Raw genomic sequence first — 21,830 nt, 5'->3', positions numbered from 1 at the left:
CTCCGTCCATGCCGCAATACCCGAGCTGGCAGGATACCCTGGCCGGCAAAACCTGGCGCACGACCCACTTTCCCCGCATCAAGGCGGACATGCCGACCTTCCTCGGCGTTCCCTACGCCATCCGGGACGAGGATCTGGCCGGCGCCGACGCCGTCATCATCGGCGCGCCCTTCGCCGCCGGCTGGGGAACCAAGTACAGCGGCGTCGACAAGGCGGAATGGCTGGCCGCCACCGTCCGCGTCCGCCAGCAGTCGATCCGCTACCGCGGCGGCTACGTGCAGGACTTCGACCTCGACATCTTCGAGCATCTGAAGGTCGTCGATTACGGTGACGTGGACATACCCATCGAGGCCAGCTACGAGGGCACGGTCGAGCGCATCCTGGAGGCCCAGGAGGGAGTCGAGCGCAAGGTCAAGGCGGCGCTGGCCGCCGGCGCGGTGCCGATCGTCATCGGCCAGAACTCGCCTTGCGCCTCCTACGCCATCGGCCGGCCGGTGGCCGAGCATGTGAAGGGGCCGGTCGGCATGATCAGCCTCGACACCCATTGGGACTGCTGGCCCTACGACTGGGCCACCATGAACGACTACGTCGCCGGCTCGACCAACTGGAAGGACAAGCTGTTCCGCGACTGCCCCAGCTACGCCATCCGCAATCTGGTCGAGATCGGCGAGCGCGGCATGCTGGAGAATCCGGACATCGTCCGCCACTACCTGCGCAACGGCGCCTGCTTCATGCCGATGTGGAAGATCCGGACGGAGCTGGGCATCCAGGGCGTGATCGACAACCTGCGCCACGCCTACGACGGCACGGCCGGCGTCTACGCCCATTTCGACATGGACGTGCTGGGCGGCGCCGGACCGACCGAGGGCGACGTGCTGGGCGAACTGGCCGAGCCGATCGGCATGACCGACTACGAGGCGATCCGCATCGCGCACGAGGTCGGCAAGCGCGGCTGCGACGGGCTGTCCTTCCTGTGCATCCCGCCCGGTTCGGCGATCATGTACCGGGTCATCGTCTACGCGGTGACCTACTTCCTGGCGGGCCTCGCCATGCGCAAGGCCGGCCAGACCGGGACCTGACGGACCCGGCGGCGGGGAGCGGCGCCCGCTCTCCGCCCTCTTCTCCACCGTTTCCCTTCCTACGAACTTTGCGAAGCGCCCCGTCCGTCGGCGGCGGAGGCGCTGGGATTTCCGATCGATGCTCAACGTCAATGGCGACGCCGTTCTGGCGACCCTGCGGACCCTGGCGGGATTCGGCGCGGTGGGGTCCGGCGTCTGCCGGCCCGCGCTCTCACCGGCGGACCTGGCGGCCCGCCGCTGGCTGGCCGGCGAAATGGAAAGGATCGGTCTCAGGGCGACCATCGACGCGGTGGGCAACCTGTATGGCGCGGCCCCCGGCGCCGGCCGGTCGGTGCTGATCGGTTCCCATTCCGACAGCGTGCCGACCGGGGGCTGGCTGGACGGCACGCTCGGCCTCGCCTATGGATTGGAGATCGCCCGTGCCTGGATGGAGGCCCGCCCCGGTGCGCCGGTCGGCATCGACCTGATCGACTTCTCCGACGAGGAGGGCCGGTTCCTGAGCTGCCTGGGCAGCCGCTCCTTCTGCGGCGACCTGCCCGGCCTGCCGGCCGGCTTCGCCGAGGAGGCGGCCAGTGCCGGTCTGGACACCACCGGTCCGGGCACCGCCCCGCCGATCCGTCTCGACCCGCAACGGCACCGCGCCTTCTTCGAGGCCCACATCGAGCAGGGGCCGCGGCTGGAGGCCGCCGGCCTCCCCATCGGCGTGGTCACCGGGATCTTCGGCATGCGCCGCTACGCCGTGCGGTTCGACGGCCGCGCCGACCATGCGGGCACCACCCCGATCGCGCTGCGCCGGGACGCCGCCCGCCTGCTTTACCGCTTCGCCGACGCCTGCCATCACCGTTTCCGCCAGACCGGCTCGACGGACAGCGTGTGGAACCTGGGCAAGGTGTCGCTCCAGCCCGGCGCCGTGAACGTCGTCGTCGAGCGGGGGGAGCTTCTGCTCGAATTCCGCGACCTCGACCCGGCGGCTCTGGACAGCTTGAGCGCCGCGCTGGCGATGCTGGTCGACGAGTTCGACGGCCAGGAGGGGGTGCGGGTTTCGCTGGAGGAAGCCGGGCGTCTGGCGCCGGTGTCGCTGGACGCCGCGCTTCAGGGGTTGGTTGCCGACGCCGCCGACGCCCGCGGCGCCGGATCGATGCCATTGCCGAGCGGCGCGATCCACGACGCGATGGTGCTGGCGCGGAGCGTTCCCACCGCCATGCTGTTTGTGCCGAGCATCGGCGGGCGGAGCCACACGCCGGTGGAGGACACGCGGGCGGAAGACATCGTGCTGGGCGCCCATGTGCTCGCGCAGGCCGTTTTCGCCTGCGCCGACAGCCTGTGAACGGCCACCTCCCGGCACCGCATCGCTGTGGCGGAGGTTGGTCCGGGACGATAGGATGACGGACTTCGGAGACCGCTCCGGTGTGTTTCGGCACGGTTTTCGGGAAAAAGAGCGCGGAGCGTGAAAGTCAGGGATGATGCAGGACGAATTTCTGTCCGAAAATTTTGGCAGACGGCTCCATGAGCTGCGCGTGGCGCGCAAGATGACCTTGTCGAGCTTGGCGAAAAGCTGCGACTGCTCGGTGGCGCTGCTGTCGAAGATCGAGAAGGGCAAGGCCCGGCCATCGCTCAACACGCTGCACAGGATCGCCACGGCGCTCGACACCAACATCGGAAACCTGCTGCCGACCGAGCGGGCCCAACCGGCGATCATCGTTCGGAATGGGGATCGTCCCATCCTGTCCGACGGTTTGCTGCGCGGGCGGGACGGTGTGCAGCTCGAAGCCCTGTCCGTGCTCGCCCCGGGCAGTTCCTTCCAGGTGAACATCCATCATGTGGCCGTCGGGGGACGCTCCGACGGCTGCATCACCCATCCGGGCGAAGAATTCGTCTATGTGCTGTCGGGTGAGATCGACCTGATCCTGGGCGACGAGACCACCCGGATGAGCGCGGGGGATGCCGCTTTCTTCGCGTCCGAGATTCCTCACGGCTACGCCAATCCGGGGACCGTTCCGGCCGCGGTCCTGTGGCTCAACTCTCCGCCCACCTTCTAGGGCAAGGCCGGAACTGCCTGCTCGTTCGTCATCCCATTTGGTTCGCGGCGATGGGGTTTCGTTCCACGTCGGGCAAACGACATGCGGCGCCCAGCGGAGGTGTCGCACCTCCTCGTCGGAGACGCGCTCCCCGGTTTCGTTGTCCACGGTTTCGTTGCCCCCGGGCAAGGCGACGGCGGTCGCGCAGCTTCGGCCAGCCGATCACCGGGGGAGAGGCGATGGCGGCCTACACGACCGGGCTGGACGATGTGCCGGTGGTGCGGGCTTGATCTTCGAACAACACCCTGAACGGCTTGCCCCGTGATCCAGGCACTTCGGTGAGGATCAGCGCGAAATCCACGCCGTCCAGCGACAGCGTGTGCAGGATCTCCGTGACACGGAACGTGAATGGCGTTCCATTTTCCTCAAACTGAACGCCGTCGCCCCTGCTCGGTGGCAAGCGGAACGCCTTTTCGCTCCATATAGGCGCCTCTCCTTCGCGGAGGATGAGGCAACGGCACTGAATGCTCACAGCTTCTCTCCAACAAAATAAGAGTATGGAAGTGTCTAGCCGATCGGATTAGAAAACGAAGATGTAAACAGCGATCATCGCGATAATTGCGAGCGGCAGGCTTATCCCAAGAACATACCGCCCAACGTGCTTGATACTGCCTTGTCGAGCCTGCGTGGCGGTTCGAGTGGGGGAAGTCTTCTGATCAACCATGGCACTCCAGCCTCTGTCAGATGAATTTTTGACGGTTGGAAGCCATACAGGCGCTCCGTCGATCTATGAGACCGATGAGGGACCTGGATCAGCCTCTGCTTCACCAACACCAATCGACGGAAGTGGTTTCGCGTGGCTCTCGACTGATTTACCTGCGCATGACCAGCGATAAATGAAGTTGGTTCTCGTCGAGGCCGGCGTGACGGTCACAGTTGCCGACGCCGCCATCGATGACGCGTCCCGGCACCCGGTCGGCGACATCGGAGTTGATCCGCAGTTCGAATGGGCCGGTGCGCTGCGGGCGCCGCAGATTGTGAAAAGTCCATTTGGGGATCTCTGCAAGACCAGTCTTGGGGCGCGGTTCAGCAAACTCCCGGTCCAAACGTCTTGTCTTCGCCCAGGCATCCTGCGCCGACAGTGCGTGAGCCGCGAATCGGCAATTGATCGCCACAGCCGCCCGCCTCGGAAGGGCTCTAGAAGTGAATTTTTTCAAGCGAAGCCGCTCAGCCAACACTCCCGCATGTCTTCAGGAAGGCCCCGCCTACGCTGGCTCTCGGACAGCGGTGACATGTCCGCGGGCGCCCTCCACCGCCCCCGCGCCGGATCGGCTCCGGCTTTCCCCTTCCATCAAATACGCAGCCGTGACCCCCGTCACCCCTCCCCAGACCACATGGGCGGCCAGCATCAGGCCGTTGCGGGCGCGTGGATGGTGGGTCGCGGGAGTCAGGATGCGCATCGCCGGAATCCACCCCAGATAGCTGGCGCCCCAGACCGCGAGACCGTAGCCGATTCCCGTCGCCACCGCCGGCCCGCCGATTCGCCGCGCGACCGCGGGATACAGCGCCCCGGCTGCGGCGCCGTAGCCGTAATGCAGGGCGAGCGTCAGGTCGCGGCGCTCCGGTTCGTCCATCGCGTCCATCAAACCGGTCGGGCCGACGACGCGGTCCGTGATCAGGCGCGGCGGCAAGGGGTAGCGGTCCTTCTCCGGCAACGCGCGGAACATCGCGCGCATGGCCGCCGTCATGGCGACGGTACCGGCCAGTCCGGCGAGGGCTCCGGCGACAGAGCGGTTCATGGAAAATGGACCAAAGGTTGTTGCGTAGGACCACCGATCAACAGGATCCCGCCTTTCGAGGTTCCTGGTGGGCTTCGGGGCCGGCGGGGAAACCTCTTGCCCGGCCAAGCGTTGACGGATCAGGGCGTGGCTTCGGGCAAGGGGCAGCACATGCGTCGCTTCCTGCGGGACAACGGGTTGTCGGTCGCCCTGTTCGGGCTGTTCCTCGTCTCGATCGTCGGGCAGGTGCTGGCCGGATGGCGCGCCCTGGCGGAGGAGCTCCGCCTCCACGCCCAGCCGCCCGTCGGCTTATTCGATTACCTGACCACCGGCCATTTCGTGTCGGCGACCTTCGAGAACTGGGAGAGCGAGTTCCTCCAGATGTCGGTCTATGTGCTGCTGACCGCCATCCTGGTCCAGAAAGGCTCCTCGGAATCCAAGAAGCCGGGAGAGGCCAACCCGGAGGACGAAGCGCCCGAGCGGCGGCGCGGCGACCCCGACGCGCCCTGGCCGGTGCACCGGGGCGGCCTGCTGCTGCGGCTCTACTCCCATTCGCTCAGCATCGCGCTGGTGACCCTGTTCGTGATGTCCTTCGTCCTGCATCTGGCGGGCAGCACGCGGCGCTCGAACGAAGAGGCGGCGTGGCACCACCAGCCCACCAAGACCATGGGCGAAACCCTCGCCGATCCGGAATTCTGGTACGAGAGCTTCCAGAACTGGCAGAGCGAGTTCCTATCCATGGGCGTTCTGGTCGTGCTCGGCATCTATCTGCGTGAGCGCGGCTCCCCCGAATCCAAGCCGGTCGCCGCCCCCAACCGCCAAACCGGCGACTGACCGCCCGGCCTCTCCCGGCCGGCCTTTCCGGGGGCGTCGGGCGCTCGACTCTCGGGCCGCCTTCGGCCATGGTATCGCCCCGAAGGGAAGAGGCCGCATCACATGTCCGACGAAAAGACCACCGACACGCTCCAGACCGCCACCGACGCCCCCGCGCCCGCCGGGGACGGCAGCGGCCTGTATCTGGTGGACGGGTCGGGCTTCATCTTCCGGGCCTTCCACGCCCTGCCGATGCTGAACCGTCCGGACGGCACGCCGGTGAACGCGGTGCTGGGCTTCTCCAACATGCTGCTGAAGCTGCTGGCCGATCTCAAGGCGTCCGCGGTGGCGGTGGTCTTCGATTCGAAGCGGCTGAACTTCCGCAACGAGTTCTATCCCGAATACAAGGCCCACCGCCCCGAGCCGCCGGAGGAGCTGAAGCCCCAGTTCGCCCTGATCCGCGAGGCGACGGAGGCCTTCTGCCTGCCCTGCCTGGAGCTGGAAGGCTACGAGGCCGACGACCTGATCGCCACCTACGCGCGGCTGGCCAACGAGGCCGGGCGCGAGGTCACCATCGTGTCGTCCGACAAGGACATGATGCAGCTCGTCCGCCCCGGCGTGCGCATGCTCGACCCGCTGAAGAACAAGCCCATCGGTCCCGACGAGGTGTTCGAGAAGTTCGGCGTCGCCCCCGACCGGGTGGTGGACGTGCAGGCGCTGGCCGGCGACAGCGTGGACAACGTGCCGGGCGTGCCGGGCATCGGCGTGAAGACCGCCGCCCAGCTCATCACCGAATACGGCGACCTGGAATCGCTGCTGGCCCGCGCCGGCGAGATCAAGCAGCCGGCCCGCCGCCAGAAACTGATCGACTTCGCGGAGCAGGCGCGGATCTCCCGCCGCCTCGTCCTGCTGGACGACCACGCCCCGCCGCCGAAGCCGCTGGAGGAGCTGCGCGTCCGCGAGCCCGACCACCAGAAGCTGATCGACTTCCTGCGCGCCCAGGGCTTCCGCACCATCGTCAGCCGCGTCGAGGCGGAGATGCGCAAGGACGGCACCATCGCCGACGGCGCGGTCCCCTCCTCCGCCACGCCGTCCGCCGGCCCGGCCAGGACGGCAACCACCTCCCCCGCCCCGGCGGCGGAGGCCGGCGCGCCGCGCAGCCGCCCCGCCCCGCCGACCGACGTCGAGCAGCGCTACGAGCTGGTGCAGGACCTCGACGCCCTGGCCGTCTGGCTGGAGCGCGCCCGCACCACCGGCATCCTCGCCGTGGACACCGAGACCAACTCGCTGACCCCCGCCACGGCGACGCTGGTCGGCATCTCGCTGGCGACCGAGCCGGGGCTGGCCTGCTACATCCCCCTGGCCCATCAGGCGCCCAACGCCGCGGCCAGCGGGGAGCTGTCCTTCGAGACGCCGGAAGCGCCGAAGCAAATCCCGGCGGAGGACGCGCTGAAGACCCTGAAGGAGGTGCTGGAGGACCCGGCGATCCTGAAGATCGGGCACAATTTCAAGTTCGATTACCAGCTCTTCGCCCGCCACGGCGTGCGCGTGTCGCCGGTCGACGACAGCATGCTGATCTCCTACGTGCTGGAGGGCGGCGCCCACGGCCACGGCATGGACGAGCTGGCGGAGCTGCACCTCGCCCACACGACCATCCCCTACAAGGAGGTCTGCGGCACCGGGAAGAACCAGATCACCTTCGACCGCGTGCCGCTGGACAAGGCCCTGGCCTACGCCGCGGAGGACGCCGACATCACGCTGCGCCTGTGGCGGGTGCTGAAGCCGCGGCTGGTCGACGAGCGGATGGTCACCGTCTACGAGACGCTGGAGCGCCCGCTGGTCCCGGTGATCGCTGACATGGAATCCTGCGGCATCCGCGTGGACCGCGCGGCCCTCGCCCGCCTCTCGCAGGACCTCGCCGTCCGCATGGCGGAGATCGAGAAGGAGGTGCACGGGCACGCCGGGCGCAGCTTCAACATCGGCTCGCCCAAGCAGCTCGGTGAGATCCTGTTCGACGAGATGAAGCTCGGCACCGGCAAGAAGGGCAAGACCGGCGCCTACTCCACCGACTCCAGCGTGCTGGAGGAGCTGGCTGAGCAGGGCCACGTCATCGCCCAGCGCGTGCTCGACTGGCGCCAGCTCGCCAAGCTGAAGAACACCTACACCGACGCGCTCCAGGCGCAGATCGTCGAGGGGTCGGAGCGGGTGCACACCGCCTTCGCCATGGCGGCGACCAACACCGGCCGCCTGTCCTCGACCGACCCGAACCTGCAGAACATCCCGGTCCGCACCGAGGAGGGCCGCAAGATCCGCCGCGCCTTCGTCGCCGCACCGGGGCACAAGCTGATCTCCATCGACTATTCGCAGATCGAGCTGCGGCTGGTCGCCGAGATGGCCGACATCGCCGCGCTGAAGCAGGCCTTCCAGGACGGCATCGACATTCACGCGGCCACCGCCAGCCAGGTCTTCGGCGTGCCGCTCGACCAGATGACCTCGGAGACCCGGCGCAAGGCCAAGGCGATCAACTTCGGCATCATCTACGGCATTTCCGGCTTCGGGCTGGGCCGCCAGCTCGGCATCGCGCCGGGCGAGGCCAACGCCTTCATCAAGGCCTATTTCGAGCGCTTCCACGAGCTGAAGGTGTGGATGGAGGCGACCAAGGCCTTCGCCCGCCAGAACGGCCATGTGGTGACTCTGTTCGGGCGGCGCTGTTACATCCCCGGCATCCACGACAAGAACGCCGCCCGCCGCGCCTTCGCGGAACGGCAGGCGATCAACGCGCCGATCCAGGGCACGGCCGCCGACATCATGAAGCGCGCCATGGCCCGCGTGCCCGGCGCCCTGAAGGAGGCCGGCTTCGACGAGGTCCGCATGCTGCTCCAGGTGCACGACGAACTGCTGTTCGAGGCGCCGGAGGATCAGGCCGAACGCGCCGCCGCCCTGGTGCGGCAGGTCATGGAAGGCGCCGCGACGCTCGGCGTGCCGCTGGTGGCCGAGGCCGGAATCGGCGGCAACTGGGACGAGGCACACTGAGATGTCCGGCAAGGAAACCAACGCCAAGGAGCCGGCCGACCCCGAATTCGAGGCGTTGATCCGCTACATCCAGGAAAGCCGCGGCCTCGATTTCCGCGGCTACAAGCGCACCAGCCTGCAACGGCGCATCCGCCGCCGGATGGAGGAGGCCGACTGCGAGGATTTCGCCGCCTACCACGCTCTGCTGGAAGCCGACCCGCAGGAATTCATCCATCTTCTGAACACCGTTCTGATCAACGTGACCTCCTTCTTCCGCGACACCGAGTCGTGGGACGTGCTGCGGAAGGACGTGGTCCCGCAGATCCTGGCGCAGCGTTCCGACCGCGACCCCATCCGCATCTGGAGCGCCGGCTGCGCGTCGGGGGAGGAGCCCTATTCCCTCGCCATGCTGCTCGCCGAGGCGCTGGGCAAGGACGCCTTCATCAACCGGGTGAAGATCTACGCCACCGACCTGGACGACGCGGCGCTGAACACCGCCCGGCACGCCATCTACTCCCCGCGCGACGTGGAAAGCGTGCCCTCCCCGCTGCTGGAACGCTATTTCGAGCGCACCAACAACCACTACGTCTTCCAGCGCGAGCTGCGCAAATGCGTGATCTTCGGGCGGCACAATCTGGTGACCGACGCCCCGATCTCCCGCATCGACCTGCTGGTCTGCCGCAACCTGCTGATCTATCTGGAAAGCGAGACCCAGAACATCGTCCTGCCGCGCCTCCACTACGCGCTGACCAACGACGGCGTCCTGTTCCTCGGCAAGGCGGAGACCCAGCTCGCCCGCTCCAAGATGTTCGAGCCGGTGAACCTGAAGAGCCGCATCTTCCGCAAGGTGCCGCAGGAATGGCGGCGCAGCCTGGGCGGCAGCCTGACCATCGCGCCGGACCAGAACAGCCCTCGGCAGAGCTTCCAGAGCCGGCTGATGGAAGGCATCGTGGACAGCAGCGCCACCGCCTATCTGTCGGTCAACGGCGACGGCATCCTCGTCTTCGCCAACGCCATGGCCCGGCGGCTGCTCGACGTGGGCGAGATCGACATGGGCCGCCCGTTCCAGGACCTGTCGATCTCCTACCGCCCGGCGGAGCTGCGATCGCGCATCGAGGAGGTGCAGAAGACCGGGCGCGTGGTGCGCATCGAGCATCAGGAATTCGCCCGCCCGCCGGGCGAGCCGATGCGCCTGAGCATCGAGATTTCCCTGCTCTACGGGCGTGACGGCAAGCCCTTCGCCACGCTGCTCGGCATCACCGACACCAGCCGGCACTTCCAGGTGCAGCAGGAGCTGGAGGCGGCACAGGAGAGCCTGGAGACGACGATCGAGGAGCTGCAAAGCTCCAACGAGGAGCTGGAGACGACCAACGAGGAGCTCCAGTCCACCAACGAGGAGTTGGAAACCACCAACGAGGAACTCCAGTCCACCAACGAGGAGCTGGAGACCATGAACGAGGAGCTGCGCTCCGCCAACGAGGAGCTGGAGGTCGCCAACGAGGAGCTGCGCCGCCAGGGCGAGGAGTCCGGGGAGTTCCGCCGCTATTCGGAATCGATCCTGCGCAGCATGGACGTGGGCATCATCGTCCTGGACCAGGATTTGCGCGTGCGCTCCTGGAACCGCTGGGGCGAGAACATGTGGGGCCTGCGCGCCGAGGAGGTGCAGGACGAGGACTTCCTCGACCTCGACATCGGCCTGCCGGTGCACCGGCTCCGCCTCGACCTGGAGAGGGTCCTGCACAGCGAGGCGCCGCAGGCGCCCGTCATGCTCAACGCCGTGGACCGGCGCGGCCGCGCGGTGACCTGCCGGGTCCGGCTCTCCCCACTGCTCTACGAGGCGCGGGAGGCCCGCGGCGTCGTCCTGATCATCGAGGACGTGACCGAACAGACCCGGACCGAGGCCTTCGCCGGCTATCTCGGGCGGATCATCGGCGAATCCCTGAACGAGGTTTATTTCCTCGATCCATCCAACTTCCATTTCCTGCTGGTGAACCGCGGGGCCGAGACCAAGCTGGGCTTCAAGCTGGACCATCTGAAGCAACTTGCCGTCCACGACCTGATGCCCGAGGTGCCGGCGGAGAGGTTCCGGGCGCTCGTGGCGCCTCTTCTCTCTGGCGATAAGCAGGAGGTGGTCTTCGAAACGGTGATGCAGGGCAGCCACCGCGGCCCCTACCCCGTCGAGGTGTGCCTTCAGCATTTCGGCAGGGAGCAGCCGCCGATCCTCGTCGCCATCGTGCACGACACCAGCGAACGCCAGCATCTCGGCGCGGGCGGCGGCGCGACGGCGGCGCCGACGTAAAGGACGGCCGGGGCGCGCCGCCCGGCAGCGGGTGGAGGCGACTCCGTCAGTCCTCCCCTTCCTCGGCCAGGCCGCCGGCCAGCTCCTGACCCTTACCCTGCCGGGACAGCACCTCCTTCAGCATTGCCACGGTCCGCTCGGCCTCCTGGACGGACTTGGTCCAGTTGGCCTCTACGGTGGCATGCCCCTGCTTACGGGCCCGCTCGGCCAGGCGCCGGAACATGAGGGCACGGTCCTGATGGGTGCGCAGGGCGACCCAGATGGCCTGCTCGACCGCCTCCCGATGCGACTCCGCCAGCGCCGCAGGGCCATAGGCGTGGCCGACCTTGCAGCGGAAGCGCAGCAACGGCCCGTCCTCGATCTCCACCAGATTGCCGCCGCAATCCGGGCAGCTCAGCGTGCTCGGCCTGCCGACGGCGGCGGTGAGGTCCGGCATCGCGTCGAACTCGTTCTCCGGGACGCGCGCCTCCATCGCGATGTCGACGGGGACCGGTACGGCCGGGCCGGACGGCTCGGACAAAAGGCGGACCAGCAGCGCCGGCAGATCGGACAGCGGAGCGCAGGAGTCCGCCGAGACGTGCCGCAGCGCGTTGCGCGGCATGTCCGGCCATTCGGCGTCGTCCGGGTCCTGCACCACCGCCAGCCCGCCGCAGCGCTTGATGGCGCGCAGCCCGGCGGTCCCGTCGTCCAGCGTGCCGGTCAGGATCAGCCCCACCGCCCGCACCCCGTAGGCGACCGCCACCGACCGGAACAGAGGATCAATGGCGGGACGGCAGCGGTTCTCCCGCGCGCCGCGGCGCACCAGCGCGCAACCGTCCTTGACGAGCAGATGGTGATCGGGCGGGGCGACGTGGATCCAGCCCTCCCGCACCGGCTCGCCATCCTCGGGATGGAAGGCGGGAAGCCAGCCGGCGCGCGACAGCAGAACCGGCAGCACGCTGCGCGTGGCGCCGATGTGCTGAACGACGAAGACCGTGGCCGTCGCATCGCGCGGCATGGCCGCGAACAGCCTGCGCAGGGCGGTGATCCCGCCGGCGGAGGCTCCGATGGCCAGGATGTCCCTCTTGTCCATGATCCGGGAACGACCCTTTTGCGTGCAGGATGACAACAGCGCGTCGGCGCGAAAATTCCGGCTTTGGTTGTATAACTTTTCCCCAAGCGCGCCGTTGTTCGTTCTGTGCAAACATTCGTTGCCAGTGAGAGGGAATGTTCGTTCCCAGCGAGGGGGAAGGGCTTGGGCAGATCGGCATCCATCCGTGCGGAGGACGGGGCGCGCGAGTCCGAGCGTGAATCGCTGCGCCAGCGTGTCGCGGAGCTGGACCGGAGCCTGGAACAGGCCCTTGTGACGGCGGAGGACGCGCAGGAGGAAGCCCGCCTTCTCGCCGCCGATCGGCTTCAGTTCGAAGAGGAGATGACCGCGCAGCGGCGGGAGATCGCCACACTGCGCGAACGCCTCACCGCGTCGGAAACCCACCGGGCGGAGCTGCTCGACGCCCTGGCGGATTCCGACCAGCGCTTGAACACGCTCCGCCAGGGCGAAACCCATCTGTCGGAGGAACTCCAGACCTCCTACGAGGAGCTTCAGGTCCTCACCGAGGAATTGGAGGAGGCCAACGCCGATCTGGAGCAGCGGGTGGAGGAGCGCACGGCCCAGCTCGCCGAGAGCGAGCGGCGCTTCCGCACCCTGTTCGAGGCGATGGACGAGGGGTTCCTCCTCGCCGAGGTGCTGTTCGAGGGCGACCGGCCGGCCGATGTCCTCTATCTCGAGATGAATCCCGCGGCGCAGCGTATGACCGGGGAGGATTTCGTGGGGCGGCGGCTGCGCGAGATCAGCCCGGCCTTCGAGGATCACTGGTACGAAGTGTTCGGCCGCGCCGCCCGCGACGGGGAATCGACGCGGACGGAGCTGTACGCCGGGCCGCTGGAGAAGTGGATCAGCTTCTACGTCTTCAAGGTCGGCGCCCCCGACCAGCGCCGCATCGCCGTGATCTTCCGCGACGTGACCGAGCGGAAGCGGACACAGGAACAGCTCAAGCGCGCGAAGGAGACCGCGGAGGCGGCGAACCGGGCCAAGACCAAGTTCCTCGCCGCGGCCAGCCACGACCTGCGCCAACCGATCCAGGCGGCGGCCCTCTACGCCCACGTCCTGCTCGGGTCGGTCGGCGCGGACCCGGTCGCCCAGGAATCGCTGAACCGGCTGAAGGCGTCCATCGACAGCCTGAACGGCATGCTGAGCGGGCTGCTCGACCTGTCCCGGCTGGAGGCCGGGGTCATCGAGGTGTCGGTCACCGACTTCTCCCCCACCGCCCTGATGACCCGTCTGGCCGAGGAGTTCCGTGGCGTGGCCGAGGCCTCGTCCATTGAGCTGCGCTGCCGGCCCGGCCGTCTGGCGGTGTGCACCGATCCGCATCTCCTGGAACGGATGCTGCGCAACCTGCTCTCCAACGCCATCGCCCATGGCCGGCCAAAGGGAACGGATGCCAGGGGAACGGACGCCAAGGGAAAGGACGCCAAGGGCCGGGTGCTGCTCGGCTGCCGCCACCGGGCGGACGGGGTCGAGTTCCAGGTGTGGGACAACGGGCCGGGCATCCCCGAGGACGCCCGCGGGGCCATTTTCGAGGAGTTCCGCCAGCTCAACAACCCGGAGCGCAACGGCACCCAGGGCTTCGGGCTGGGGCTGTCCATCGTGTCGCGCATCGCCCACCTGCTGGGGACGGAGGTGACGCTGCGCTCACGGGTCGGGGCGGGCTCGGTCTTCTCGGTGACGGTGCCCTACGCCCGCCAGACGGACACCGGCGCCGCGGCGGTGCCGGCCGTCGGCCGGGAACCCCGGCTGAAGGGGCGCACGGTGCTGCTGGTCGAGGACGACGAGCAGGTCCGCCGCAGCATGACCATGTTGCTGAAGCGCTGGGGCCTGCGCGTGGTCGCCGTGTCCTCGGCGGGGGAACTGGCCGCGACGCTGCCTAGCCTGCGGCGCCCCCATGTGGTGCTGACCGACTACCGCCTGCCGGGCGGCGACTCCGGGCGCTCGGTGGTCGAGCTGGTGCGCCAGCGCTGGCCGGTGCCGGGCATCATCATCACCGGCGACACCGCGCCGGAGCGTTTGCGCGAGGCCATGTCGCTCGGCTGCCGCCTGCTGCATAAGCCGGTGCTGCCCGCCGATCTGGCCGGGGCGCTGGACGAGGTTCTGCCCTCCTGATTTTGCCCTCCTGGGGTTGCGCGCCGACGCGGGGGTGCGACCAATGGTCCCTTGTTCCTTCGGCTTAGCCCGATTAGCCTAACCCCTTGCTCGGATAAAGGGGTTCGCCCGGAACATGTCGGCTTTGTTTGGAAGCATCGGACGCAGGCTGGGCCGCGCCGCCGTGATGGCGGGCGGTATGGCCTTGCTGCTGCAGCTTCTCGGCTGGGCCTTCCTGGTTCCGGTGGCCAACGCCGAGACCGGCGAGACGGTCATGATCTGCACGCCGCAGGGCATGGCCTCCATCGCCCTCCCCGACGGCCCTCCTCCCGAGTCCCTGCTTCCGGATGGAAAACCCACGCTGTCCATGGGTGAGGACTGCCCGGTGTGCGGTCTGGTCGCCGGCCTCACGACGCTGCCGCCGCTTCTGACGGTGGTGCTGCCGGTCTCCGTCACCGCCCACAGTTCCATCGGATTGCCCGGCCAGCACATCGCCGCCGGCTGGTTCCTGTCGCGGCTGAAGGCCCGAGCGCCCCCGATCCTCGTCTGACCACCCTCGGCACGCGCCCTGTGATCGCCGCGCCCGGCTGTCGAGCCCGGCGGCGCGGCCTGTCCGGCCATGCCCATCCCACCCTGAACGCCAGCCTCCGCACCGCACCTCGCCGGTCGCGATCCCGTGCGCCGATCGGCGCGCGGATCGAGGACCGGGCGGGACGGCAAGGCTGCGTCGATCTCCACTCGTCCGTTTCGAGAACGAGCGCCCAATGATTCGCCTGTCCACCGCCGCCTTCGCGGCGAACGCCCCCCGTTTGTCCAACCGCCTTCTCGCCTCCACCGCCCTGCTGACGGCGGTCCTCGCCGCGCTGAGCGCAGTGCCGGCCCAGGCACAGACCCCGCAGGCCCTGCCCGCCGTCCCGGTCGAGACGAACACCGCACCCGCCGTCACGGCGCCGGAGAAGGGCCTGTCCCGGCCGCTCGGCGCCGGCACGCTGGACGCCGCCGAGATCGCCAGCCGCCGCATCGCCAGCGCGGACGCCGCGGCTCTGCTGCGCAGCCTGCCCGGCGTGTCGCTCTACAGCGCGGGCGGCTTCTCCAGCCTGCCGGCGCTGAACGGTCTGGCCGACGACCGCGTGCGCGTCCAGCTGGACGGCATGCCGATGACCGCCGCCTGCGCCAACCACATGAACGCGCCGCTGTCCTACGCCGACCCCGCCGTCATCGGCGCCATCGAGGCCATCGCCGGCGTCACCCCGGTCAGCAAGGGCGGCGACAGTATCGCCGGCACCGTCTCGGTGACCAGCAAGCCCCCCGTCTATGCCCAGCCTGGCGAGCCCATCCACGGCGAGGGCAGCCTGTCCACCGTCTACCGGTCGAACGGCAACGGCACCACCCTGTCCGGCACCGCCACCGCGGCGACCGAGCGGTTCAGCCTGCGCTACAGCGGCGCCTGGAGCCGCGCAGACGACTACAAGGACGGCGATGGGGACAAGGTCCGCTCCACCCTCTACAACGTGCAGAACCACGCGCTGTCGGCCAGCGCACGCAAGGACGGGCACGAGATCACCCTGTCCGGCGGCTACCAGTATTCGCCCTATTCCGGCTTTGCGAACCAGCGCATGGACATGACGCTGAACCGCGGCACCACCCTGAACGGCCATTACAAGGGTGAATTCGACTGGGGCACGCTGGACGGCCGGGCCTTCTGGCAGCGCACCGCCCACGCCATGAACTTCCTGCACGACAAGGGCGGCGCCGACCGCGGCGGGATGCCGATGAACACGGATTCGCACGAGATGGGCTATGCCGTCTCGGCGGAAGTTCCGCTGTCGGCGCAGGACACGCTGCGCATCGGCAACGAGCTGGTCCGCTACCGCATCGACGACTGGTGGCCGCCGGTCGCCGGGTCGGCGATGATGTCGCCGCTGACCTTCGTGAACCTGAACGACGCACGGCGCGACCGGCTGGGCACCTTCGCCGAGTGGGAGAAGCGCTGGACCCCGGCCTGGACCTCGCTGCTCGGCGTGCGCAACGACGTGGTGTGGATGGAAAACGGACCGGTCCAGCCCTACTCCTGGGCCAACACGATCGGCATGGGCATGATGGGTATGGCGAACCCGGACGCACCCGCCGCCGCGGCCTTCAACCGGGAGAACCGCTCCAAGACCGACGTGAACGTCGACGCCACGGCGCTGCTCCGCTTCGCGCCGTCCGCCTCGGAACGCTACGAGCTGGGCTTCGCCCGGAAAACCCGTTCGCCCAACCTGTACGAGCGGTTCGCCTGGGGCACCGGGGGCATGTCCTCCACCATGATCGGCTGGTACGGCGACGCCAACGGCTATGTCGGCAACCCGGACCTGAAGCCGGAAACCGCCTACACGGTCGGCGCCACCGCCGCCTGGCAGGACGCCGAGGCCAAGCGCTGGTCGGTCAAGGTCACGCCCTATTATTCGCACGTCGAGAACTTCATCGACGCCGACCGCATCGGCCCCCTGTCGAACGGCTTCGTCCAGCTGCGCTTCGCCAACCACACGGCGGAGCTGTACGGCATCAACGCCGAGGGCCGCAGCCTGGTGCATCAGGACGAGCGGCTGGGCGAGTTTACGGTGGGCGCCGTGGTCAGCTACGTCCGCGGCCGCAACCTCGACACCGGGCGCGACCTCTATCACATCATGCCGCTGAACGGGACGATCGACCTGGGCCACCGGCTGGGCGACTGGAGCAGCGTCCTGGAATTCCAGGTGGTCGGGCGCAAGTTTCTGGTCGATTCCGGGCGGAACGAGCCGGAAACCCCCAGCTACGCCCTGGTCAACCTGCGCACCAGCTACGTCTGGGGCAACCTGCGCGCCGACGTCGGGATCGAGAACCTGTTCGGCGCCCAGTATCACCTGCCGCTGGGCGGCGTCGATTACGGCGATTTCCGCGCCAGCGGCAACCGCCAGCCGATCGGCGCCCTGGCCGGCATGGGGCGGTCCTTCAACCTCGGCCTGACCATGGCCTTCTGATGGAGGCCGGCTGACGAGGCCCCCGCCTTGCGCGCGATCCGCCTGCATGAGCGCCCCCAGCCGGCCCGCCGGCCGCTGGGGGCGCTCGCCCTGTCCGGGACGCTGCACGCCGGCGCCCTGGCCGTCCTTCTGTCCGCCGCCGGAGCGGCCCCCGGCACGGTCGCGGAGGAGACCGGCGCCGTCAGCCTGAACGAAACCATCACCCCGGTGATCGAGATGATGCTGGTGGCGTCCGAGGTGGACAGCGGCCCGCCGCCGGCAGCGGTCGCCGAACCGGAAAGCGAGCCGCAGCAGGACCCCGGGCCGCAACCGGTCCCGGAACCCGAGCCGGAGGTGGCGCTGGAACCGGTGCCCCCGCTGCTGGAGCCGACCCCGGAATCCGCACCGGAACCGCCCCCTCCCCCGCCACCCAAACCGAAGCCGAAGCCGCCCGTCAAGGCGGTGTCGAAACCGCAGGCGGCACCGGGCCCAAGCCCATCACCGGCGCCATCCGCCGAAGCCGGAACCGGAACCGGAACCGGAACCGGCCGCAACGCGGCGGCGGTTGAGCCGGTCTCGGCCAGCCGGGGCGCAATGGTGGATTACGGGGCGCAGGTCTGGGCCTGGATCGGACGGCACAAGCCGGAGAAGGTGGTCGGCAGCGGGCAGGCCACCGTCAAGCTGACCCTCGGCACGGCGGGCGAGGTGCTCGACGCCTCCATCCTCACGTCGAGCGGCGACGAGGCCCTGGATCGGGCGGCCCTGGCCGCGGTGCGCAAGGCGTCGCCCTTCCCCGCCCCGCCGCCCGGCCTGACGGCGGAGGACCGCGTCTTCTCCGTGCCCTTCCTGTTCCGCCCGCGGTGACTCAGCCCCGCCGGAAGCGGCGTTCAACCCTGCCCACCCCCACTTCCCGTTTGCGCTTTGCGGCTCCACGTAGGATAAAGCGCCCCAATTCCCGAGATTTCCGACGGCGAGCACCCCCATGGGCTTCAATTGCGGCATCGTCGGCCTGCCGAACGTCGGCAAGTCGACCCTGTTCAACGCGCTGACCGCCACCCAGGCGGCCGAGGCGGCGAACTTCCCCTTCTGCACCAAGGAGCCGAACGTCGGCCGCGTCGGCGTGCCCGACCCGCGGCTGGACAAGCTGGCGGCCATCGCCAAGTCGCAGAAGATCATCCCGACCCAGCTCGAATTCGTCGACATCGCCGGCCTGATCCGCGGCGCCTCGAAGGGTGAAGGGCTGGGCAACCAGTTCCTCGCCAACATCCGCGAGGTGGACGCCATCGTCCACGTCCTGCGCTGCTTCGAGGACGACGACGTCACCCATGTGGAAGGCAACGTCGATCCCCTGCGCGACGCCGAGGTGGTCGAGACGGAACTGATGCTCGCCGACATGGAGAGCCTGGAGCGCCAGCTCACCAGCCTCCAGAAGAAGGCCAAGGGCGGCGACAAGGACTCCAAGATCAAGGCCGATCTGATGGAGCGCGCGCTGAAGGTCCTCCAGGACGGCAAGCCGGCCCGGGTCGTCGAGGTCAGCGAGGAGGAGAAGCCGGTCTTCAAGCAGTTCATGCTGCTGACCGCCAAGCCGGTCCTCTACGTCTGCAACGTCGAAGAGGCGTCCGCCGCCACCGGCAACGGCCTGACCGCCAAGGTCGCCGAGAAGGCCAAGGCCGAGAACGCCGGCATGGTCGTCATCTCCGCCGCCATCGAGGCGGAGGTCGCCCAGCTCTCCGACGCCGCCGAGAAGCAGGAATTCCTGGAATCCCTCGGCCTGGAGGAGACCGGCCTCAACAAGCTGATCCGCGCCGGCTTCCAGCTGCTCGACCTCATCACCTTCTTCACCGTCGGCCCGAAGGAGGCCCGCGCCTGGACCGTGCGCCGCGGCGCCAAGGCCCCGGAAGCGGCGGGCGTCATCCACACCGATTTCGAGCGCGGCTTCATCCGGGCCGAGACGATCGATTTCGACAGCTACGTCACGCTGGGCGGCGAGCAGGGCGCGAAGGACAACGGCAAGATGCGCCAGGAAGGCAAGGAATACGTCGTCAACGACGGCGACATCTTCCACTTCCGCTTCAACGTCTGATTGGAATTCCGCTGACCCCTTCCCCTCCTTGAGGGAGAAGGGGTTAACGCCCCCCAATCTTATCACCGTCGGGAAATCCGTTAACCCTTTCGTAAAACTGGAAAAACCGCTTAAATACCCCTGAGATATGGTTAACAAGCCTCGCTTCGGCTGTTAAGTCCACTGAAATGGGCGACAACCGCGGGCCGGACCGGAGGGGATATGGCGGTGAACCAGAACGCGACCATCGCGCCGGGTGCCATCGCGCCGGGTCCCGGTACCTTCTCCGACCGCGTGCGCGACGCCATCCGGCACGGCGAGCTGCGCCTCGCCTTCCAGCCGCAGGCTGATACCCAGAGCGGGCGACTGACCGGGTTCGAGGCGCTGTCGCGCTGGCGGCTCGACGACGGCACGGTGATCCCGCCCGACGTCTTCATCCCCATGGCGGAAACCAGCGACGCCATCCACATCCTGGGCGAGTGGACGGTGCGCCGCGCCTGCGAGATCGCGGCGGGCTGGATGCAGGGTGGCATCGCCGATGTGCCGGTGGCGGTGAACCTGTCGGCGCGGCAGTTGCAGGACCCCGGCTTCGCCCGTGCCGTTCTGGGCATCCTCGCCGAAACCGGCCTGCCCGCCGCGAACCTGAAGCTGGAACTGACCGAAACCGCCCTGTTCGAGCACAGCGAGTCCTCGCGCGAGGTGCTGACCCAGCTGCGCGGCGCCGGGGTTCGGCTGGTGCTGGATGATTTCGGGACGGGCTATTCCTCGCTGGCCCTGTTGCGCCGCGTGCCGGTCGAGGCGCTGAAGATCGACAAGCATTTCACCCAGGCGATGGTGCAGGACCGCGACGCCGCCGCCATCGTGCGCGCCATCATCGACCTCGCCCACGCGCTGGGGATGCAGGCGATCGCCGAAGGGGTGGAGACCAACGAGGAGCTTCTCTACCTGCGCGCCTACCGTTGCGACCGCATCCAGGGCTATCTGCTGGCCAAACCCCTGGACGCGGCGCAGGTGCCGGACTTCATACGGCGGCTCGCCGCGACGCCGACAGGCGGATGACCCGCTCCGTCTCGTCCCATTCGGTCAGTTCCGCGGCCTCGTCGATGGTGGCCCACCGCGCCTCCAGGGCGTCGTCGGCGCAGACCGCCTCGCCCTCCGGGCTCTCCGCCGCCACCTCGACGATGGTGTAGTGGTACTGGACGGCCCCGGTGTCGTCGAGCGTCATGGCGTCCACCACCGTGACCACCTCCGTCGGCACGACGTGCAGGCCGGTTTCCTCCAGCACCTCGCGCACCGCCGTCTCGAACACCGTCTCGCCCACCGACTGGGCGCCGCCGGGCAGGCTCCACTGCCCCATCCGCGGCGGGCGGCCCCGGCGGATCAGCAGCACCCGGTCGCCGCGCCACACCACGGCGCCCACCCCCACCCAGGGACGGTCGGGATACTCGCGGCCGGAACGATCGGCGGGGGGTGTGGTGGACATGGCGGCTCCTCGTTGCGCTTGACCCGACGCTAACCCAGGGGGACAGTCGGATACCAGTGGCCAAGAGGCCGAGCGACCCGCCACCCTGGACAGCGAGCCCCGGACGCCGCCATGAAGCTCAACGAGATCCGCACCTTCGTCGCCGTGGCCGAAGCCCAGTCGGTGCAGGAGGCCGCGCACCGGCTGGGGCTGACCCAGTCCGCCGTCTCGCGCCTGATCCAGCGGCTGGAGGCGGAGCTTGGCGTGTCCCTGTTCGACCGCCAGACCAAGCCGCTGGCCTTGACCCGCGACGGCGCCATGGCGCTGGCCCACGCGCAGCGGGTGCTGAGCGCGGCGGACGAGCTGTCGGACGCCTTTGCCGGGGCCGCCCAGCCCAAGGGCCTGCTGCGGCTGGGGGTGGCCCATGTGCTGAGCGCCATCGCCGCGCACCATCCGCTGGACCGGCTGCGCGCCGCCTTCCCCGGCCTGACCGTCCGCCTGCATTCGGACTGGAGCACGCCGCTGGTCGAGCAGGTGCGCAACGGCACGCTGGACGGCGCGCTGGTTCTGACCCACGACGCCCAGACGCCGCCGGACGACCTGGACGCCGTGTGCATCTCGCGCGAGCCGGTGCGGGTCGTCGCGTCGGCCGAGCTGGCCGGGCAGCGGGACTGGACGCTGCCGGCGATGAACGCCGTGGGCTGGGTGCTTCAGCCCGACGGCTGTCAGTATCGGACCGCCATGAGCCGCGCGATGGCGCAGCACGGGCCGGCGCTGAACGTCACGGTGGAGGGGTTCGACCAGTCGCTTCTGCTGTCGCTGGTCGCCCGCGGCGTCGGATTCGGGCTGGCGCCGCTGCGGCTGATCGCCCCGACCCTGCACGCCGCCCAGGTGCGGCCGCTGGAGACCCCCGACTTCGCGCTGACCGTCGCGGTGTGGCTGCTGCGCGGCCGCTTCACCGGGCGCATCGGCCCCGTCTTCGACGTGCTGGAGGACAGCCTGCTGGACCTGCTTCCCCCGGCGGAAGAGGCGCCTCTGCCCCTGCCCTGCCATTCCGCGGCCGAATAACCTTCTTTCCCATTGTGAATTTGATGCACGCCCGGCGCACGCTTATCGTGTGACCCTGATGAGACGCGGGCCAGCGTTGC

Annotated in this window: 18 protein-coding genes; 13 read left to right on the top strand and 5 right to left on the bottom strand. The window is 68.8% G+C overall.

Going from position 1 to position 21,830, the window contains the following annotated elements; genetic code table 11:
* Positions 1 to 8 precede the first annotated feature (8 nt).
* From FHW79_RS22555 to FHW79_RS22545, 3 genes are all read left to right on the top strand, one after another.
* Entirely contained in the window at positions 9 to 1,079 is a 1,071-nt protein-coding gene (locus tag FHW79_RS22555; protein ID WP_183180973.1) for an arginase family protein, read from the top strand.
* Positions 1,080 to 1,197: 118 nt separating this feature from the next.
* Positions 1,198 to 2,406, top strand: coding sequence for a hydantoinase/carbamoylase family amidase (locus FHW79_RS22550; RefSeq protein WP_183180972.1), 1,209 nt, complete (start codon positions 1,198 to 1,200; stop codon positions 2,404 to 2,406).
* A gap of 133 nt (positions 2,407 to 2,539) precedes the next feature.
* The gene (locus FHW79_RS22545) at positions 2,540 to 3,118 is read left to right on the top strand and encodes an XRE family transcriptional regulator (protein WP_051658510.1); all 579 of its coding nucleotides are present in this window, start codon (positions 2,540 to 2,542) and stop codon (positions 3,116 to 3,118) included.
* 226 nt (positions 3,119 to 3,344) lie between these two features.
* Here FHW79_RS22545 and FHW79_RS22540 read toward each other — a convergent pair whose 3' ends face one another.
* The 3 genes from FHW79_RS22540 to FHW79_RS22530 all read right to left on the bottom strand — a co-directional run bounded on the left by FHW79_RS22540 (position 3,345) and on the right by FHW79_RS22530 (position 4,896).
* Positions 3,345 to 3,629 (bottom strand): hypothetical protein, encoded by a 285-nt coding sequence (locus FHW79_RS22540; protein ID WP_247884547.1) that lies wholly within the window; start codon positions 3,627 to 3,629, stop codon positions 3,345 to 3,347.
* 340 nt (positions 3,630 to 3,969) lie between these two features.
* Entirely contained in the window at positions 3,970 to 4,272 is a 303-nt protein-coding gene (locus FHW79_RS22535) for a hypothetical protein (RefSeq protein ID WP_183180971.1), read from the bottom strand.
* A 90-nt stretch (positions 4,273 to 4,362) separates the two neighbouring features.
* Positions 4,363 to 4,896, bottom strand: coding sequence for a hypothetical protein (locus FHW79_RS22530; protein WP_211108432.1), 534 nt, complete (start codon positions 4,894 to 4,896; stop codon positions 4,363 to 4,365).
* 150 nt (positions 4,897 to 5,046) lie between these two features.
* Between FHW79_RS22530 and FHW79_RS22525 the strand changes: the two genes are divergently transcribed.
* From FHW79_RS22525 to FHW79_RS22515, 3 genes are all read left to right on the top strand, one after another.
* On the top strand, positions 5,047 to 5,709 hold the full coding sequence (locus tag FHW79_RS22525; RefSeq protein WP_183180970.1) for a DUF6766 family protein: 663 nt from the start codon (positions 5,047 to 5,049) through the stop codon (positions 5,707 to 5,709).
* Between the two features lie 102 nt (positions 5,710 to 5,811).
* Complete coding sequence (gene polA / locus FHW79_RS22520; RefSeq protein WP_183180969.1) at positions 5,812 to 8,721, top strand: DNA polymerase I; 2,910 nt, start codon at positions 5,812 to 5,814, stop codon at positions 8,719 to 8,721.
* A gap of 1 nt (position 8,722) precedes the next feature.
* On the top strand, positions 8,723 to 10,999 hold the full coding sequence (locus tag FHW79_RS22515; protein ID WP_183180968.1) for a CheR family methyltransferase: 2,277 nt from the start codon (positions 8,723 to 8,725) through the stop codon (positions 10,997 to 10,999).
* 46 nt (positions 11,000 to 11,045) lie between these two features.
* Here FHW79_RS22515 and FHW79_RS22510 read toward each other — a convergent pair whose 3' ends face one another.
* Complete coding sequence (locus FHW79_RS22510; RefSeq protein ID WP_183180967.1) at positions 11,046 to 12,071, bottom strand: chemotaxis protein CheB; 1,026 nt, start codon at positions 12,069 to 12,071, stop codon at positions 11,046 to 11,048.
* A 162-nt stretch (positions 12,072 to 12,233) separates the two neighbouring features.
* Between FHW79_RS22510 and FHW79_RS22505 the strand changes: the two genes are divergently transcribed.
* From FHW79_RS22505 to FHW79_RS22480, 6 genes are all read left to right on the top strand, one after another.
* Positions 12,234 to 14,198 carry an ATP-binding protein gene (locus FHW79_RS22505; RefSeq protein WP_183180966.1) on the top strand — a complete coding sequence of 655 codons (1,965 nt, stop codon included), beginning with the start codon at positions 12,234 to 12,236 and terminating at the stop codon, positions 14,196 to 14,198.
* A 115-nt stretch (positions 14,199 to 14,313) separates the two neighbouring features.
* Positions 14,314 to 14,727 (top strand): DUF2946 domain-containing protein, encoded by a 414-nt coding sequence (locus FHW79_RS22500; RefSeq protein ID WP_247884546.1) that lies wholly within the window; start codon positions 14,314 to 14,316, stop codon positions 14,725 to 14,727.
* Between the two features lie 214 nt (positions 14,728 to 14,941).
* Positions 14,942 to 17,179 carry a TonB-dependent receptor gene (locus FHW79_RS22495; RefSeq protein ID WP_183180965.1) on the top strand — a complete coding sequence of 746 codons (2,238 nt, stop codon included), beginning with the start codon at positions 14,942 to 14,944 and terminating at the stop codon, positions 17,177 to 17,179.
* Between the two features lie 27 nt (positions 17,180 to 17,206).
* Positions 17,207 to 18,022 carry an energy transducer TonB gene (locus FHW79_RS22490; RefSeq protein ID WP_183180964.1) on the top strand — a complete coding sequence of 272 codons (816 nt, stop codon included), beginning with the start codon at positions 17,207 to 17,209 and terminating at the stop codon, positions 18,020 to 18,022.
* A 118-nt stretch (positions 18,023 to 18,140) separates the two neighbouring features.
* The gene (gene ychF / locus FHW79_RS22485) at positions 18,141 to 19,241 is read left to right on the top strand and encodes a redox-regulated ATPase YchF (RefSeq protein WP_183180963.1); all 1,101 of its coding nucleotides are present in this window, start codon (positions 18,141 to 18,143) and stop codon (positions 19,239 to 19,241) included.
* A 201-nt stretch (positions 19,242 to 19,442) separates the two neighbouring features.
* Positions 19,443 to 20,279 carry an EAL domain-containing protein gene (locus FHW79_RS22480; RefSeq protein ID WP_183180962.1) on the top strand — a complete coding sequence of 279 codons (837 nt, stop codon included), beginning with the start codon at positions 19,443 to 19,445 and terminating at the stop codon, positions 20,277 to 20,279.
* On the opposite strand, the gene FHW79_RS22475 is transcribed toward FHW79_RS22480, so the two are convergent.
* The gene (locus FHW79_RS22475; protein ID WP_183180961.1) at positions 20,242 to 20,703 is read right to left on the bottom strand and encodes an NUDIX hydrolase; all 462 of its coding nucleotides are present in this window, start codon (positions 20,701 to 20,703) and stop codon (positions 20,242 to 20,244) included. The two genes, FHW79_RS22480 and FHW79_RS22475, sit on opposite strands and share 38 nt — an antisense overlap.
* 111 nt (positions 20,704 to 20,814) lie before the next feature.
* Here FHW79_RS22475 and FHW79_RS22470 point away from each other — a divergent pair, with 111 nt between their 5' ends.
* Positions 20,815 to 21,750 carry a LysR family transcriptional regulator gene (locus tag FHW79_RS22470; RefSeq protein WP_183180960.1) on the top strand — a complete coding sequence of 312 codons (936 nt, stop codon included), beginning with the start codon at positions 20,815 to 20,817 and terminating at the stop codon, positions 21,748 to 21,750.
* Positions 21,751 to 21,830 lie beyond the last annotated feature (80 nt).

It is taken from the genome of Azospirillum sp. OGB3, assembly GCF_014192915.1.
Lineage (GTDB): Bacteria > Pseudomonadota > Alphaproteobacteria > Azospirillales > Azospirillaceae > Azospirillum.
Note: the sequence above shows the minus strand (reverse complement) of the source record. Positions and strands in the feature narration are given on the sequence as shown.